Origin of the sequence: Roseateles sp. (assembly GCF_039929605.1) — a bacterium.
Lineage (GTDB): Bacteria > Pseudomonadota > Gammaproteobacteria > Burkholderiales > Burkholderiaceae_C > Pelomonas.
In genome coordinates, this window is record NZ_JBDSQX010000054.1 from 58,270 (window position 1) to 77,867 (window position 19,598).

A 19,598-nucleotide genomic window follows, 5' to 3' on the forward strand; every position below is an offset into this window, starting at 1 on the left:
ATGTCGATCAAGTCCCTGCGCGCCCTGCGCCGCGCCTCCAAGAACGCATCCACCCGCGTTGAGGCCCGCCGCGCTGAGCCCTGGAAGATCGAGACGCTGGAGCCGAAGCTGCTGCTGTCGGCAGATGCGCTGCCCGCCGTACACCTGATGGCCATCCAGAGCGAGGCAGCGGCGGCGCCCAAGGTCTACGCCTTCGAGCGCGGCGAGGGTGCGGCCTGGGTGGATGCGCGCGTAGCAGGTGACGATGCGAGCGGCCTGCTGCGGTTGGGCGCCGGCATCGCGCCCAGCGACGTGGCGGTGCGCCGCGTCGTGGACGACGCCACCGGCCAGGCCGATGCGCTGGAACTGGCGCTGCGCGGCACGGCCGACCGCGTGCAGATCCGCGGCTTCTTCACCGCTGCCAGCCCGGTGCAAAGCGTCGCGTTTGCAGACGGCACGCGCTGGAGAGCCGACGAGCTGCCTGGCTTCATCGAGACCGGCCCGCAGCGCCAGGCGCTCGCGTCGAGCGTAGACGCTGCCGACGCAACCGCCACCTACGACGCCACTGAGGATTTCAGCACCGCGAGCAATCCCGCTGGCGCGTGGAGTTATGGCTACTCCCCGCTGGGCGGGAGCGGCTACGCCCTGACGCTGTTCGACCAGCCATCGGGCTCGACATGGAACAAGTCCGGCTACGTGACCTCGGGCACGCCAACGGCGTGGAAGAACACCACCGGCAGCACCCAGTACGGCGTCGGCGCGGGGCGGATTGCCCTGCATCCGGGCCCGACCGCCGGTGGCGACTACGCGATCCTGCGGTTCACCGCGCCAGCCGATGGGCAGTACAAGCTAACCGGCCAGTTCTTCGCCGGTGACAGCGGCTCGATGAGCGGCAGCGTCGTGCTCAACGGCAACCTGGCCCAGCCGCTGCAGTACTTCGCCAGCACCACCGACGTCTCGGTGTTCTCGCTCGCACCGCTGCAGATGGTGGCCGGAGACACGCTGGACTTCGCGGTCGGCAACAACGGCAGCTTCTACAGCGGCAACACGCCGGTTGCGGTCGTCATTGAAAGCGTTGCCGCCGTCGTCGCACCCTCCACCGGCAACAACCTCTACCTGTTCGGCCGTGGCGACGGCGCGACGACGGTGCAGTCCTATTCGGACCCCAACCTCGGCAAGGTCAATACGCTGCAGTTCAAGAGCGGTGTGCTGCCCGCCGATGTCAGCGTCGCCCGCGCGACGGACGGCCAGGCGGGCGGCAATGTCGCGTTGGCGCTGACGATCAACGGCACCGCCGACGTCATTTCATTCAACGGCTTCCTGTACGGCGGCACGCCGGCCAACGAGTTCAACGGCCTGCAGCGGGTCACCTTCGCCGACGGCACGGTCTGGGATGTGTCGCAGCTGCTCTTCCTGCTCGGCATGGGCACGGCGGGCAATGACGGCCTCAACGGCGGCGCGGGCGCCGACCTGCTGAACGGCGCGGCCGGCAACGACGGCCTGAACGGCGGCGGCGGCAACGACACGCTCTACGGCGGCGCGGGCAGCGACAGCCTCGAAGGCAGCGATGGCGACGACATCCTCGACGGCGGCAGTGGCGACGACACCACCAACGGCGGCACCGGCAGCAACACCTTCCTGTTCGGCCGCGGCGACGGCTCGGACCGGCTCTACTACAACCACAACGGCGGTCAGGCGCGCATCAACACGCTGCAGTTCAAGGCTGGCGTCACGCCGGGCGACATCCTGCTGCGCCAGGCCTACGACAACTACTTCGGCGGCAACCGCGCGCTGGAGCTGGCCATCGTCGGCACCGCCGACAAGGTCACCGTCAACGCCTTCTTCCTCAACGACGACCCGGCCAATGCCTACGCGGGCATCCAGCTCGTCCGCTTCGCCGACGGCACCGAGTGGACGGCCAACCAGCTCGTCACCCTGCTGCTGGCCGGCACGCCCGGCGACGACAGCCTGCGCGGCACCAGCGCGGCCGACACCCTCAGCGGCGGCGCCGGCAATGACTCGCTCAACGGCGCGGCGGGCGACGACGTCATCTCAGGCGGTACGGGCAATGACAGCCTCACCGGCGAGGCCGGCGCCGATCAACTGCTGGGCGGCGATGGCGACGACAGCCTGGACGGCGGCGACGGCAATGACACGCTGGAAGGCGGCGCGGGCAACGACACGCTGAACGCCGGGGCCGGCAGCAACACCTTCCTATTCGGCCGTGGCGACGGCCAGGACCGCCTCTACTACAACCACAACGGTGGTCAGGCGCGCACGAATGTGCTGGTCTTCAAGGCCGGCATCGTGCCGGGCGACATCGTCGTCAAGCAGGCCTACGACAACTACTTCGGTGGCAACCGTGCCTTGGAGCTGAGCATTGCCGGCACCGCCGACAAGGTCACGATCAATGCCTTCTTCCTGAACGACGACATCGCCAACGCCTACTCCGGCATCCAGCGCGTGCGCTTTGCCGACGGCACCGAGTGGGATGCTGCGGCCATCGTCAACATGCTGTTTGCCGGCTCGGACGGCAACGACGACCTGCGCGGCACCAGCGGTGCCGACATCCTCAACGGCGGCGCCGGCAATGACTCGCTCAACGGTGCGGCGGGGGACGACGTCATTTCAGGCGGCACGGGCAATGACAGCCTCACCGGCGAAGCCGGCGCCGACCAGCTCCTCGGCAACGACGGCGACGACAGCCTGGACGGCGGCGAGGGCGACGACACGCTGGAGGGCGGCGCGGGCAACGACACGCTGAACGCCGGTGCAGGCAACAACACGTTTGTGTTCGGCCGTGGCGATGGTCAGGACCGGCTGTACTACAACCACGACGGCGGCCAGGCGCGCATCAACACGCTGCAGTTCAAGCCGGGCGTGCTGCCGGCGGACGTGATCGTCAAGCAGGCCTACGACAACTATTTCGGCGGCAACCGGGCGCTGGAGCTGAGCATTGCCGGCACGACCGACAAGGTCACGGTCAATGCCTTCTTCTTGAACGACGACCCGGCCAATGCCTACAACGGCCTGCAGAGGGTGCGCTTCGACGACGGCACCGAGTGGGACATCGCCGCCATGCTGGCCCGGCTCTACGTCGGCAGCGACGGCGACGACGTCTGGCGCGGCACCAACGCCGACGAGACCTTCAGCGGCGGCCTGGGCAACGACAACATCTCCGGCGCGGGCGGCAACGACCTCATCGACGGTGGCGCTGGCAACGACAGCCTGGCGGGCGACGACGGCGACGACACGCTCATCGGCGGCACGGGCAACGACAGCCTGAGCGGCGGCGCCGGCAAGGACCTGCTGCAAGGCGGTGACGGCGACGACAGCCTGGACGGCGGTGACGGCGACGACACGCTGGACGGCGGCGCGGGCAACGACACGATCAACGCGGGCACCGGCAGCAACACCTTCCTGTTCGGCCGTGGCGATGGCCAGGATCGGCTGTACTACAACCACAACGGCGGCCAGGCACGCGTCAACACGCTGCAGTTCAAGGCCGGCGTTCTGCCGGCGGATGTGATCGTCAAGCAGGCCTACGACAACTACTTTGGCGGCAACCGCGCGTTGGAGCTGAGCATCGCCGGCACCGCCGACAAGGTCAGCGTCAACGCCTTCTTCTACGGTGACGACCCGGCCAATGCATACAACGGCCTGCAGCGGGTGCGCTTCGACGACGGTACCGAATGGGACATCGCCACGCTGGTCGCCAAGGTCTTCACGGCGACCGACGGTGATGACACCTGGCGCGGCACCAATGCGCCAGAGAGCTTCAGTGGCGGCCTGGGCAACGACAGCATCTCCGGCGCGGGCGGCAACGACGTCATCGACGGCGGCCCGGGCAACGACACACTGGCGGGCGAAGACGGCGACGACACCCTCATCGGCGGCACGGGCAACGACAGCCTGAGCGGCGGCGCCGGCAAGGACTTGCTGCAGGGCGGTGACGGCGACGACAGCCTCGACGGCGGCGACGGCGACGACACGCTGGACGGCGGCGCCGGCAACGACACGCTGAACGCCGGCGCCGGCAGCAACACCTTCCTGTTCGGCCGTGGCGATGGCCAGGACCGGCTGTACTACAACCACGACGGCGGTCAGGCGCGCGTCAACACGCTGCAGTTCAAGGCCGGCGTGCTGCCGGCGGACGTGGTCGTCAAGCAAGCCTATGACAACTACTTCGGCGGCAACCGCGCGCTGGAGCTGAGCATTGCCGGCAGCGCCGACAAGGTCACCGTCAATGGCTTCTTCTACAACGACGACCCAGCCAACGCCTACAACGGCCTGCAGAAGGTCCGCTTCGACGACGGCACCGAATGGGACATCGCCTACCTCCTGGCCACGCTGCTGGCCGGCACGGCGGGCGATGACAACGTCGCCGGCACCAGCGCGGCCGACGAGATGCACGGCGGCGCCGGCAACGACACGCTGGCCGGCCGCGGCGGCAATGACCTGATCTACGGCGAAGAGGGCAACGACGCGCTCTACGGCGAAGACAGTGCCGACACGCTCGTTGGCGGCGCCGGCAACGACTATCTCGACGGCGGCAACGGCAACAACATCTACGTCTTCGGCCGTGGCGATGGCCAGGACAACATCGCCGGCCGCTACGACGTGACAGCCGGCAAGCTGAACACCTTGCAGTTCCGCGCCGACGTGCTGCCGGGTGACGTGACGGTGCGCCGCGTCTACGAGAGCCAGAGCGGCGGCATCAACGGCCTGGAGCTGGCCATCGTCGGCAGCAACGACCGCATCACCGCCAACTACTTCTTCAACGGCGACGACCCGGGCAACTTCTACAACCCGCTGCAGCAGGCCACCTTCGCCGACGGCACGGTCTGGAACATCGCCCGCCTGCTGGAGCTGATGAGTGCCGGCACGGAGGCCAACGACAACCTGCGCGGCACCAACGGTGCCGACGTCCTCACCGGTGGGCGCGGCGACGACATCCTCGTTGGCAACGACGGTAACGACCGTCTGCTCGGCGGCGACGGCAACGACGCGCTCTACGGCGGCAACGGCAACGACACGCTGGACGGCGGCGCCGGCAACGACTATCTCGACGCCAGCTACGGCAACAACACCTACCTCTTCGGTCGTGGTGACGGCCAGGACACCATCGTCTCGCTGTACGACCCGACGGCGGGCAAGCTCAACACCGTGCAGCTCAAGGCCGGTGTGGCCGTGGGCGACGTGCTGCTGCGCCGCGTGGGCGGCACCCAAGGCAGCGCCAACGAATCCATCGAGCTGGTCATTGCCGGCACGACGGACCGGCTGCTGATCAACTACTTCTTCCAGGGCGACAACCCGGCCAGCGTCTACAACCCCGTCCAGCAGATCCGCTTCGACGACGGCACGACCTGGAACATCGGCGCCATCCTGGCGGCACTCGGCCAGGGCGCGGCGGGCGACGACGTGCTGCGCGGCACCACCGGCGGCGAAACGCTGACCGGCGGGCGCGGCAACGACAGCCTCGAAGGCCTGGACGGCAACGACAGCCTCGTTGGTGGCGACGGCAACGACGCGCTCTACGGCGGCAACGGCGACGACACGCTGAACGGCGGTGCCGGCAACGACTACCTGGACGCCAGCTACGGCAACAACACCTACCTGTTCGGTCGCGGTGACGGCCAGGACACCATCGTGTCGCTGTACGACCCGACGGCGGGCAAGCTCAACACCGTCCAGTTCCGCGCCGGCACCACGACCGCTGATGTCGTTCTGCGTCGCACGACCGGCACCCAGGGCGGCGCCAACGAGTCGCTGGAGATCACGCTCGTCGGCAGCGATGACCGCCTGATCGTCAACTACTTCTTCCAGGGCGGCAGCAGCGCCAGCGTCTACAACCCCGTCCAGCAACTCCGCTTCGACGACGGTACGGCCTGGGACCTGGCCGCCATCACGGCGCGCCTGGCGACGGCGCCCGCGACGACGACGATCAATGGCACCAACCTCGCCGACACGCTGACCGGCACGGCCGCCAACGAGACGATCAACGGCCTGGGCGGCAACGACGTCATCGCCGGCGGCGGCGGCACCGACTTCCTGGCCGGCGGCACGGGCAACAACACCTACCTCTTCAACCGCGGTGACGGTGTCGACACCATCCTCTACAGCGGCGACACCAACGGCAGCCGGCTGAACGTCGTGCGCCTGGGCCCGGGCATCCTGACGACCGACCTCGTCCTCAAGCGCGCCCTCGACAGCCAGACCAACCGCTACAGCGCGCTGCAGATCGGCATCGCCGGCACGGCCGACAAGCTGGTCATCAACTACTTCCTCGAAAGCGACAACCCGACCACCGCCTACAACCCGGTCCAGCAGCTGCAGTTCGACGACGGCACGATCTGGACAGCCAGCCAGATCTTCGCGCGCCTGAACCTGCCGACGACCGGCGACGACACGCTGACCGGCTCCACCGGCGGCGAAACGCTGGACGGCGGCGCCGGCAACGACACCTTGAGCGCACGCGGCGGCAACGACACGCTCCTCGGCGGCGCGGGCGATGACCTGCTCTACGGCGAGGCCGGCAACGACACGCTCGAAGGCGGCACCGGCAACGACTACCTCAGCGTCGGCGCCGGCAGCAACACCGTGCTGCTCAGCCTGGGCGACGGCGTCGACACGCTGGCCTACACCGACTACGACACCAGCAAGACCAACACGCTGCTGTTCAGCGCTGGCATCGCGCCCAGCGACGTCAAGCTCAGGCGCGTGCTGGAGGAAGGCGCACGCAGCTACCGCGCGCTGGAGGTTGCCTACGGCGGTGGCGGCGACAAGCTCATCGTCAACGCCTTCTTCGAGAACGAGGACCCCAACCGCGGCTACAACCCGCTGCAGCGCATCCAGTTCGCCGACGGCACCATCTGGAGCCTGGCCGACATGCAGGCCATGGTGCTGGCCAGCACCGCTGCGGGCGACACGATCAACGGCAGCGCCTGGGCCGAAACGCTGGACGGTGGCGAGGGCAACGACACCCTCAGCGGTGGCGCCGGCAACGACACGCTGCTGGGCGGCGGCGGTGACGACCTGCTCTATGGCGGTGACGGCAACGACACGCTGGACGGCAGCACCGGCAACGACTACTTCAACGTCGGCACCGGCAACAACACCATCACCCTGGGCCTGGGCGACGGCGCCGACACGCTGGCCTACACCGACTACGACACCAGCAAGACCAATACGCTGTTGTTCAAGGCAGGCATCGCGCCGGCCGACGTGAAGCTGACGCGCGTGCTGGAAGAGGGCGCACGCGCCTACCGCGCGCTGGAAGTCGCCTACGGCACGGGCGGCGACAAGCTCATCGTCAACGCCTTCTTCGAGAACGACGACCCGAACCGCGGCTACAACCCGCTGCAGAGGATCGAGTTCGCCGACGGCACCGTCTGGGCCCTCGCCGACATCGTCGCCCGCGTGAATGCCAGCACCGACGGCGCCGACTACCTCACCGGCACGGCCAGCGGCGAGACGCTGGAAGGCGGCGCCGGTGGCGACACCCTCGCCGGCCGTGGCGGCAACGACACGCTGCGCGGCGGCACGGGCAACGACAGCCTCTTCGGCGAGGCCGGCACCGACGCGCTGGAAGGCGGCGACGGCGACGACCTGCTCTACGGCGGCGAAGGCGCCGACACGTTGGACGGCGGCACGGGCAACGACTACCTCAGCCTCGGCAACGGCAGCAACACCGTGCTGCTGGGCCTGGGTGACGGCGTCGACACGCTGGCCTACACCGACTACGACACCAGCAAGACCAACACGCTGTTGTTCAAGGCCGGCATCGCTCCCAGCGACGTGAAGCTGAGCCGCGTGCTGGAAGAGGGCGCCCGCGCCTACCGCGCGCTGGAAGTCGCCTATGGCAACGGCGGTGACAAGCTCATCGTCAACGCCTTCTTCGAGAGCGAGGACCCCAACCGCGGCTACAACCCGCTGCAGAAGATCCAGTTCGCCGACGGCACGGTGTGGACCCTGGCCGACATCGTCGCGCGTGCGCTGGCTGGCACGCCGGCCAACGACAGCATCAGCGGCACGAGCTGGTCGGAGACGCTGGACGGCGGCAACGGCAACGACAGCATCAACGCGGGCGCGGGCAACGACACGCTGCTCGGCGGCGCGGGCGACGACAGCCTGACGGGCGAGGACGGCAACGACGCCTTCGACGGCGGCACCGGCAACGACACCCTCAACGCCGGCAACGGCAACAACACCTACCTGTTCGGTCGCGGTGACGGCCAGGACACGCTGCTGGAAAGCGCGTACAGCACCACCAAGATCAACACGCTGCAGTTCAGGGCCGGCATCGTCCCGGCGGACGTCGTCGTCCGCCGCGTCTTCGACTACCGCACGGCGCAGTACACGGCCATCAGCCTCAGCCTCGCGAACAGCGACGACAAGCTGACCGTCTCCTACTTCTTCTACGGCAACGACCCGCGCAACGGCTACAACCCGCTGCAGCAGGTCAAGTTCGACAACGGCACGACCTGGGACCTCAACGCCCTCGTCGCCGAGGTCGACAAGGCCGTCGGCATGGACCTCGTCGTCCAGAACGTCAGCGTCACGCCGGCTGCCGGTGCCAGCCAGTTCCTGTCCGGCGGCAACGTCGTCGTCACGTGGACGACCGTCAACCAGGGCCCCACCGCCACCATCGGCGACTTCGCCGACCGCGTCACGCTGCGCACCGCTGGCGGCGACGTGCTGGCCGAGTTCCTGCTGCCCTACGTCGAGGCCACCTCGGGCGCGCTCGCGTCCGGCGCCAGCATCACGCGCACCGCCACGCTCAAGCTGCCCGACGGGCCGACCGGCGCTGGCAGCCTGCTGGCCGTCATCGAGAGCGACTTCGGCAACACGCAGAAGGAAGGCGGCGTCACCGAGACCAACAACCGCGGCCAGGTGGCCTTCACGAGCACGCTGGCCGAGTACGTCAACTACGTCAACCTGACGGCCAGCAACCTCAGCATTACGCCCGCAGGCGATTGGCAGAACGGCGACGCCGTCACTGTCGGCTGGACGACGACCAACGCCGGCACCATCCCGCCGGGGCGCAGCTGGACCGAGCGCGTCGAGGTGCTCAACCAGACCACCGGCGTCGTCATCGCCAGCCTCACCAAGACCGGCACGCCGGCCGAAGCCGCACCCGGCGCCAGCGTCAACCGCAGCGCCACGTTCAACTGGCCCGGCGGCGCCAACGCGGCCGGCGCCATCCGCCTGCGCGTCATCGTCGACGCCGGCAACGAGATCGCCGAGTTCAACAGCACCGGCACGCTGGAGAACGACAACCAGCTTGAAAGCAACGTCAACGTCGGCAGCGACCTGATCGCCCGCGGCCTCAGCCTGGACTCGAGCACACCCACATCCGGCGACGTGCTGACGCTGCGCTGGGAAGACGTCAACCAGGGCCGCGTCGCCACCAACCTGACGCACCAGGACCGCGTCGTCATCCGCCAGCGCAATGCCGACGGCAGCGCAGGCCCGGTGTTGGTGGACACCCTCGTCAGTTTCACCGGCGCCGCTTCGCTGCCGATGGCGGCGGGCGAGGTGCGCCAGCGCAGCTATGGCTTCGCACTGCCGCAAGGGCTGCGTGGTGCGGGCACCTTCGACGTGACCGTCAGCGTCGACCGCAGCAGCACCGGCCAAGGCATCCTGTTCGAGGCCAATGCCGATGGCACGGCCGAGAGCAACAACGACGCGGCCTGGAGCTTCACCGCCGCGCTGCGCACCTATGCCGACCTCGCCGTCACGACGGTCGATGTGCCGCCCAGCGCCAGCTCGGGCAACGACATCAGCGTCGGCTGGACCGTCAAGAACAACGGCGCCGCAGCCGCCACCGCCACCGGCGGCTGGGTCGACCGCATCGTGCTGAGCCGTGACGACATCGTCGGCAATGGCGACGATGTCGTGCTGGCCGAAGTGCCGCGCGGCACCGCACTTGCGTCCGGCATCAGCTATAGCCAGACCGCCACGGTGCGCATCCCCTCGCGCATCGACGGCGCCTACCGCATCGCCGTCATCAGCGACGCGACCACCAAGGTCACCGAGCCTGACACGCGCGCCGACAACGCCAAGCTCTCGGCTGCCATCACCGTCACCCAGACCTACGCCGACCTCGTGCCGACGCTGACCGTCGTGCCGGCCGAAGTTTTCGCGGGTCGCAGTGCGCGCGTGGAGTGGTCCGTCCGCAACTCGGGCACCGTCGCGACCGACGTGAACCGCTGGGTCGACCAGGTCTACCTCAGCAGCACGCCGAGCCTCACGGCCCAGTCCACGCTACTCGGCTCCGTCACCCGCGTGGGTACGCTGGCCAAGGACGACAGCTACGCCGCCGGCCTGGACTTCACCGTGCCGCGCGACGCCGCCGGCCAGCGCTACTTCATCGTCAAGACCGACGCCTTCACAGCGGTCTATGAACTCGGCCGCACCGACAACAACGTCGTCGTCGCCACCGACGCGACCCTCGTCAAGGCTGAGCCGAAACCTAACCTGCTGATCGAGGGCGTCAGTGCGCCCACGAGCTGGCGCGTCGGCCAGACCGTGCAGCTCAGCTACACGGTGCGCAATGCCGGCAACGACGCCGTCAGCGGCTTCTTCGGTGAAGAGATCCGCCTCGTCGACACGCTGGGCTTGGCGCCCACGCAGGTGCTCACCAGCACCTGGGCCTTCCAGACCCTGGCCGCCGGCGGCACGCTGGTGCAGAACCTCAGCCTCGCCGTACCCGCCATCCCACCGGGCAACTGGCGCCTGGAGATCGCCGCCGACAAGGGCAACTACGTCGTCGAGTCCAACGAGACCGACAACGCGGCCACGGCGGCCATTGCCGTCATTGCGCCGGACCTCGTGGTCGGCAACCTCACCACCACCGGCCTGTTGCAGGGCGGCGAGGCCGTTGCACTGGCCTGGAAGACGCGCAACACCGGTAGCGCGCCGGCCGCGAGCATCCGCGAGAAGGTCTACCTGTCCAGGGATGGCACGGTTGACGCCGCCGACACGCTGCTCGGCGAGCGCCTCATCGACAGCCTGGCCGCCGGCGCCAGCAGCGACGGCTCACTGAACTTCACGCTGCCGGTCGACCTCTCCGGCAGCTGGCGCCTCATCGTCGTCACCGACACGGCCGCCGCCAACAACGAATCGACCAACGAGGGCAACAACCAGGACTCGCTGGCCGTCAATGTGGCGCTGGACGCCTATGCCGACCTGGCCGTGCTCAGCGTCAGTGCGCCCACGCAGGTCATCGACGACCCGGCCAGCATCACGGTGGAGTGGACCGTCAAGAACGAAGGCCCCGGCGCCGGCCGCGCGACGAGCTGGACCGACCGCGTCATCTACAGCACCAATGCCATCCTCGGCGACAGCGACGACATCGTGCTGGCCAACGTCGTGCACGACGGCGCGCTGGCCGCAGGCGCGAGCTACAACGGCAGCCTGGACTACGCCTTCGGCCCGGCCTTCAGCCGCCACGGCACGATCTTCGTCAAGAGTGACGCGACTGGCACCGTCTGGGAAAACGGCAGCGAGACCAACAACGTCAAGGACGCCGGCCACGGGACCGACGTGATGCCCATTCCCTACGCCGACATGCGCGTCGAGGCCGTCTCCACGCCCAGCACGGCCTACAGCGGCCGTGACCTGACCGTGCAATGGACGGTCGCCAACCGCGGCATCGGCATCACCAACACGACGAGCTGGAACGACAGCGTCTGGCTCAGCAAGAACGCCGACGGCAGCGGCCAGACCTACAACCTCGGCAGCGCCGGCCACCTCGGCCAGATGGCCGTGGGCGACACCTACAACCGCAGCATCAACGTGCGCCTGCCGGAGGGCATCTCGGGCGACTGGTTCCTGAATGTCTCCACCAGTGGCCCCTACGAGTTCATCTACGCCGACAACAACGTGGGCCACTCGCTGGCCGTGCCCGTCACGCTGAGCGATTCGCCCGACCTCGTCGTCGAAGCCCTGGACGCACCGGCCGCCGCGCAGGAAGGCGCCCTCGTCGACGTCAGCTGGACGGTGCTCAACCAAGGCATTGCCCGCGCCGCCGGCCAGTGGCAGGACACCGTGCTGCTGCTGGCGCCTAACGGCTCCACCGTGGTGCTGGGCAACTACGTCTACGACCGCGGCCTGGACGCCGGCCTGCGCTACAGCCGCACCGAGCAGGTCCGCCTGCCGAGCAAGATCGAAGGCGGCTACCGCCTGCGCGTCGTCACCAACAGCCTGGTCGGCACCGGCGGCAGCCCGCAGGTCTACGAGTACGGCAGCGCGCGCGACAACAACACCACGACGGACACCGACGCCATCGTCGTCAGCCTGAACGACCGGCCCGACCTGCGCGTCACCGACATCGACCTGCCCGCCAGCGTGACAGCCGGCACCAGCCTGGGCCTGAAGTTCACGGTCGGCAACTTCGGCCCCGAGGCCACTTCGGGCCAGTGGCAGGACTACGTCTACCTGTCCCTGGACGGCATCGTCAGCGCCGACGACGTGCTGCTGGCGCGTGTCGACAGCGGCTCGGCCCTGAGCCCGGGCGGTGATCCCTACACGACCACCGTCAACGGCGTCGACATCCCCATCCGCTACCGCGGCGATGTCTACATCATCGTGGCCGCCGACGGCGCCAACCGTGTCGACGAATACCCCAGCGAAGCCAACAACACGCGCGCCGAGCGCATCCACATCAACCCCATCCCGTTCGCCGACCTCGTCACCAGCGACGTCGTCGCTCCCGACCAGGCCGTGCACGGCGCCACCATCGAGGTGCGCTACAAGGTCACCAACAAGGGCTCGGCTACCACGCGCGGCGACGCCGCCTCCACCAACAGCTGGACCGACACCATCTGGCTGACCGTCGACAAGACCCGCCCCAACCCAGGCAAGGGCGACATCAAGATTGGCCAGATCACGCACACCGGCCACCTCGCCATCGGCGAGGACTACCTCGGCACCGCCAACGTGCAGATCCCCGACGACATCCAGTCGGCGCGCTACTACGTCACCGTCTGGAGCGACACCTACGACGCGATCCTGGAGGACACGCTCTCCAGCAACATCAACCCCGACGATCCGACCCAGATCGACAACAACAACTACAAGTCGCGCGACGCCGACGGCCTAGGGCCCATGAAGGTGCTGGGCATCACGCCGCCCGACCTGCAGGTCACCAGCGTCATCGCGCCCGCCAACGCAGCGGCCGCCGGCAGCTACACCTTCAGCTACACGGTGAAGAACCGCGCCGACGCCTTCGGCGGCGCCTGGACCGACAAGGTCTGGCTGATGGACAACCCCGATCCCACGCAGGCCAAGGTCTACTGGCTGCTCGGCGAGTTCAAGCAGCAGCGCGCACTGGGCAACGGCGAGTCCTACAGCGTCAGCCAGACGGTCGACCTCGGCCCCTCGGTCAGCGGCGCCTACCTGGTCGTGCAGACCGATGCCAACTACGGCTTCACGGGCCGCAACGAGGTGACCGAGGTCGCGGAGGACAACAACGTCAACCGCGCCGCGTCCAACGTCACCAACGCGCCGGCCGACCTGCGCGTCACCAACGTCACGACGCTGCCGACCAACTACTCCGGCGAGGACACGACCGTCACCTGGACGGTGCAGAACTTTGGCGCAGCCGTCTGGAGCGGCACCAAAGGCTGGCTGGACAACATCTGGGTCAGCCCGGACCCGACCTTCATCCCGCAGCGCGCCACGCAGATCGGCTCGGTCGTGCACAGCAACACCGCGACGCTGGGCGCAGGCGAGAGCTACACCGCCAGCGCCGTCGTCAAGCTGCCACCGGGCACCGACGGCAAGTACTACATCTACGTGATGGCGGACGGCAAGCACCAGCCCGAGTCGCTCGCCCCCGAGATCGGGCGCGGTGAAAGCGCCGACCCGCGCTACCAGTCGCAAGATGAGATCGTCGCGCCGACCACGCCGCACAGCGACTTCAACGCCTACACCCGCGATATCTACTACACCACCTCGGTTTTCGAGGGTGCCCGCCGCGACAACAACCTCGGTCAGGGCACGCTGAACATCATCTACCGTGAGCCCGATCTGCAGATCGACTTGATCACCGTCAACAACCCCAACCCGGGCTCGGGCGACACCATCACCGCGACCTGGACGGTCACCAACCGCGGCACGCGCGACACCCGCGTGCCCGGCTGGTTCGACGGCGTCTACCTGTCGCGTGATGCGACGTTGGACCCGAGCGACTACCCGCTCGTCGACCGCGGCAGCGAGGCTGAAGTGCTGCTGCGCGCTCGCCAGGTCTACCTGACCGACGCGTTAGGCAAGCCGCGTTACCTGAAGCCGGGCGAGAGCTACACGCAATCGGCCACCTTCGCGATCCCGACGTCCATCAGCGGCGACTTCAAGCTCATCGTCAAGGCCGACACCGGCGTCTTCCGGGACTTCTCCGCCCAGGTGCCCAGCACCATCCGCAGCGGCCTGCCGGTCATCACCGAGAGCGGTGCCAACGGCGTGCTGGAGTTCAAGGACGAGGCCAACAACACCGCGCAGATCGCGTTGCCGATCACGCTGGCCGCGCCGCCCGACCTGCAGGTCACCAGCGTCACCGCGCCCGACGCGGTCATCGCCGGCCAGAACTTCACCGTCGCCTACAAGGTCGACAACCTCGGCGGCAAGACGCCGACGGACCAGGGCAGCTGGTACGACATGGTCTACCTGTCCAAGGACCGCTTCCTGGACCTGAACAAGGACCGCTACCTCGGCTACGTGCAACACGGCGGCGGTCTCGCGGCCGGCGCCAGCTACACCGGCTCGCTCACCTACACCGCGCCGCGAGACCTTGAGGGGCCCTACTACGTCTTCGTGGTGACCGACCCGGCGCGCATCTGGGGCAGTGGCGAGACCGGCCAGGTGCTGGAGTTCGGCAAGGACGACAACAACAACGCGGCGGCCATCCAGCCCATGCGCATCGAAACGCCGCCGCCGGCGGATCTGGTTGTCAGCAACGTCGTCGTACCAAGCAGCGCCAAGGTCGGCGACGAGGTCGAGATCACCTTCACGATCCAGAACACGTCTGTCAACCCCGCCTACGGCCGCTGGACGGATGCGCTCTACCTGTCCGCCGACAACGCCTGGGACCTGAACGACATCCAGATCGGCAAGGTCGCCCACGTCGGCGATCTTGGCGAGAACGGCAGCTACACCGCCAAGCTGACGGCCAAGCTGCCGGCACTGAAGGACGGTGGCTGGCGCGTCATCGTGCGGCCGGACCTCTACAACGAGGTCTTTGAAGGCAAGATCACCTACACCGACACCGGCCTGAACCTGCCGCCCGGCGAGGCCAACAACCGCACCGCCTCGGGCGCGACGCTGAACGTCACCGTGCCGGTGCTGACCGTGGCACAGACGCTGTCCGCCACGCTGTCCAACGGCCAGACGCAGGTCTACAAGGTCAGCGTCGGCGCCGGAGAAACGCTGCGCGTGCTGCTCGACTCGACCGCCGCCAGCGGCGCCAACGAGGTCTACATCCGCTGGAACGATGTGCCCACCGGCAGCGCCTTCGACGTGGCCTACAGCAACCCGGTCTCGCCCGACCAGACGCTGCTGGTGCCCACCACCAAGGCCGGCGACTACTACATCCTCGTGCGCTCGCGCCAGGGCGGCAATGCCACCCCGGTCACGCTGCGCGCCGACCTGCTGCCGCTGTCCATCACCAAGATCACGCCTGATCAAGGCGGCGTCGGCGACGACGACCACCGCTGGGTCACGATGGACATCGAGGGCGCCCGCTTCGGCGCCGGCGCCCTCGTCAAGCTGGCCCGCCCGGGGGAGTTCGAGATCGAACCCGAGCGTTGGCAGGTGCTGGACGCGACGCACATCCGCGCCGTCTTCGACCTGCGCCATGTGCCGCTGGGGCTGTACGACGTCATCGTCACCAACCCCGACGGGTCGCGCGTCGTCGAGCCCTACCGCTACCTCGTCGAACGCATGATCGAGGTCGACGCGGCCATCGGCGTCGGCGGCCCGCGCAACATCGCGCCTGGCGACGCGGCCACCTACAGCGTCAGCCTGCAAAGCCTGACCAACGTCGACACGCCTTACGTGCGCTTCGACGTCGGCGCCACCGACATGGGCAACAGCGCCAATGTGCTGGAAGGCCTGGCCCTGCCCTATGTCGTGTTCGGCGCCAACGTCGGCGGCAAGCCCGATGGCGCGATTGCAGCCGGCGACGGCAACAACCAGAGCTATGGCACCACGCCGACGACCGGCGTGCGCGCCGACGTGCCCTGGGCAGCGCTGGACGGCATGACCAACACCAACGGCTGGAACCTCGCGCCCGGCTACGCCTTCGACCTCGCCTCCAACGGTTTTGCCGGCGCCACCTTCAAGGTCCAGACCTACCCGGGCCTGGCCGAGTGGATCAACTACGACTTCGAAGGCCTGCGCGACAAGCTCTACGCCATCCGCCCGGACTGGAAGGCTGCGGGCCTGCTCGATGAAGGTGTTAGCGGCCTGAACCGCATCTCTCCGGGGCTGACGGCCAAGTTCCTGTCCACCGACCCGGAAGTCCACATCACCAAGGAAGAGGCGGTCGCCATGCCCTTCCGCTTCGACACGCTGGCCAGCGTGACGACGCTGACGCGCGACGAGTTCATTGCCGACCAGACCCGCCACGCCCAGGCGCTGCGCGCGGCCATCCTGGCCGACGCCACCGCGCCCAACACGCTGGCCGTGCTGGCCGCCGACGAGGCGCAATGGGTCAAGGGCTGGCTGGGCGCGCTGGAAGCCGCCGGCCTGTTGCGTGCCGAGGGCAGCGCCCCGGCCATCCGCAGCGACGAGCTGGTGCTGAGCCTGAATGCCACGCTGGCCACCGGCATCCTGATGGCCAAGGCCGGTGACAGCTACCGCACGCAGAACGACCTGCTCGGCTTCTTCGCCAAGGTGCAGCAGTGGTACGGCGACACGGCCAGCTACGCCGGCGACCGCAACGCCGCGCATGCACCGGTCGACTATGTGGAAGTGCGCGAGGTCGAGGACGGCGGCACCGTCGAGATCCCCGTGCCCGTGGCACCGAACGCGACGGACTACGACCAGCACGCCGGCCAGGCCACGCACTTCATCAGCTTCGACGTCTTCGCCGGCAACCGTGCCGAGCTGGAGTACCTGCGCCACATCGGCGTGCTGGACGCCGAGTTCCGCCCCGTCGGCCCGCAGGCGCTCAACCTCACCAGCTACCTGCAGCAGGCCGCCCAGGCGCAAGCCAATGCCGGTGCTGCCGTCAGCGTGCGCGGCCCGCAGGCCCTGCCCGCAGCCAACGGCTCGACCTATGTGCCGACCGACTACGCGCTGCCCTACACGATCAGCTTCAACAACCCGACCAGCGCCGCCGTGGGAGAAATCCGTCTCGTCACGGCCATCGACCCCGACCTCGACTCGCGCAGCCTGCGCCTGGGCGACCTGAAGATCGGCGACATCAACATTCACATTCCCACCGGCCAGGCCGTCTTCCAGGGCGACTTCGACTTCACCGGCGCCACCGGCAAGGGCTATGTGCTGCGCGTCAGCGCCGGCATCGACGCCGAGGCCCGCGTGGCCACCTGGCTGCTGCAGGCCATCGACCCCGATACCGGCGAGGTGCTGCACGACCCGACCCGCGGCCTGCTGCCGCTGGACGCCAACGGCAAGGCCACGGGCGGCTTTGCCAGCTACACCATCAGCGCCAGTGACACCGCGCAGAGCGGCGCCAACATCACGGCGGCGGCCCGCGTGTTCTTCGACGCCACGCCGCCCATCGTCAGCTCGGCCATCAGCCACACGCTGGACGCCGACGCGCCCGTGACCACGCTGACCGTGACCAGCAACGGCAACAACGCCAACGGCCAGCCCACCTACAAGCTGAACTGGAAGGCCGCAGACGACGCGGCCGGCGTCAAGCATGTGACCGTCTACGTCGCCGAGGACGGTGGCGACTTCAAGATCTGGCAGAAGCAGGTGGCCGGCGCCGAGAGCACGGCGATCTTCACCGGCCAGGCCGGCAAGACCTACGAGTTCCTGGCCGTCGCGACCGACAACGCCGGCAACCGCGAGGCCGCCAGCATCAGCAACGCCGTGCTGCCCGACGACGGCAGCCGCACCGAGGCCCAGCAAGGCCTGGGTGTCACCGACACGCTGGACCAGACCGGTGAACTGCCCGCCGCCGCACCCGACCGCAACTACAGCCCCAGCGACCTGTTCGCGCAGGCCGCGCAAAGGCTGCCCGGCTTCGTCATCACGCCGGCTCTCGGCGGCCTGGGTGCCGACCTGCAATCGGTGCTCGCACCGCTGCAGCTGCGCGGCTTCGCCAGCGGCTTTGGCGCCAGCCAGGGTGCCATAGGCGCGCTGGCGATGGTCGAGCTGGCCGACGGCTCGGTGCTCGCCAGCGCCGGTGCCGAACGCAACCAGGTCTTCCGCTTCGCCAAGGAGGGCGGTCGCTCCGTGCAGCCGCTGTTCACGACCGAAGCCGCCATCCTCGACATGGCGCTGGACGCCGTCGGCAACCTCTGGGTCATGACCGGCTCCGAGCTGCTGATGATCGACGCCGGCAGCGGCGCCGTCATCAGCCGCACCCACGCGCCCGCAGGCGAGCCGCTGACGCATGCGCTGGCCATCCAGCCCGGCACCGGCCTCATCTTTGTCGCCAGCGGCAACGGCGTCGAGATCTTCGACCCCAAGGCCACGAGCGCCGCCCAGGCCTGGAAGCACTTCAGCAACACCCGCGTCGGCGACCTGGCCTTCGGGCCCGACAACCGCCTGTGGGCCGTGCGCTGGACCGGCAGCGATGTGAAGGGCGCCCTGCCCGAGGCCACGACCGACATCGTCAGCTTCCCCATGAGCGGCCGCACCGTCGGCCGCGCCGAACTGGAATACCGCCTGCCCGGCCTGGTCGACAGCATCACCTTCGGCAAGGCCGGCACCGGCCTGGCCGGCCTGCTGCTGGCCAGCAGCAACACGGCGCAGCGCCCGGTCGCCGACAGCGGCGCCACTGCGGTCGCGCACACCAGCGCCGTGTGGGCCATCGAGCTGTCCAGCCGCCGCAGCCTCAAGCTCGCCGAAGGTGGCACGCGCGGCGAGAGCATCGTCGCCACCGCCGACGGCCGCGTGCTCGTCGCGCAGACCAACCGCATCGATGAACTCGCGCCCATCAAGGCGCCCAAGGTCATCTCCGCCAGCGTCACCGACGGCGCCCTTGTGCCGCTGCCGCTGACCCAGCTCGCGATCAGCTTCGACCAGGCGATGTGGACCGGTGCCGACGGCGCCGACACCACCAGTCCGTCCTCGGTTCTGAACCCGAAGAACTACAGCCTCATCGCCACCGGCGCCAACAGCCACCTCATCCTGACGCCCGAGAGCGTGCGCTGGGATGCGGCGAGCAAGAGCGTCATCCTCACGCTGCCCAACCTGTCTGCCGGCGGCTGGCGCGTCGAGATCGTCACCTCGGTGCGCAGTGGAGCTCAGGTCACCTTGGGCGAAGCCTGGGGCCTGGTGTTCACGGCCGTCACCGACATCTCCAACCTCGTGCGGCTGGAGTTCGCCGACACCCGCGCCGACCGCCTGACCGGTGCGATCAGCTACGACGTCAACATCACCAACATCGGCGTGGACGACCTCAAGGGCCCGCTGATGCTGCT

Annotated in this window: 1 protein-coding gene (running past one end of the window); it reads left to right on the plus strand. The window is 68.6% G+C overall.

Annotation, left to right across the window (positions count from 1 at the left end; genetic code table 11):
* Window positions 1-19,598: the 5' portion of a calcium-binding protein gene (locus ABIS05_RS07790; protein WP_348010739.1), read on the plus strand. Its footprint extends 16,054 nt past the window's final position; 19,598 of the gene's 35,652 nt are visible here — the first part of the coding sequence; it begins with the start codon at window positions 1-3; the stop codon falls past the right edge of the window.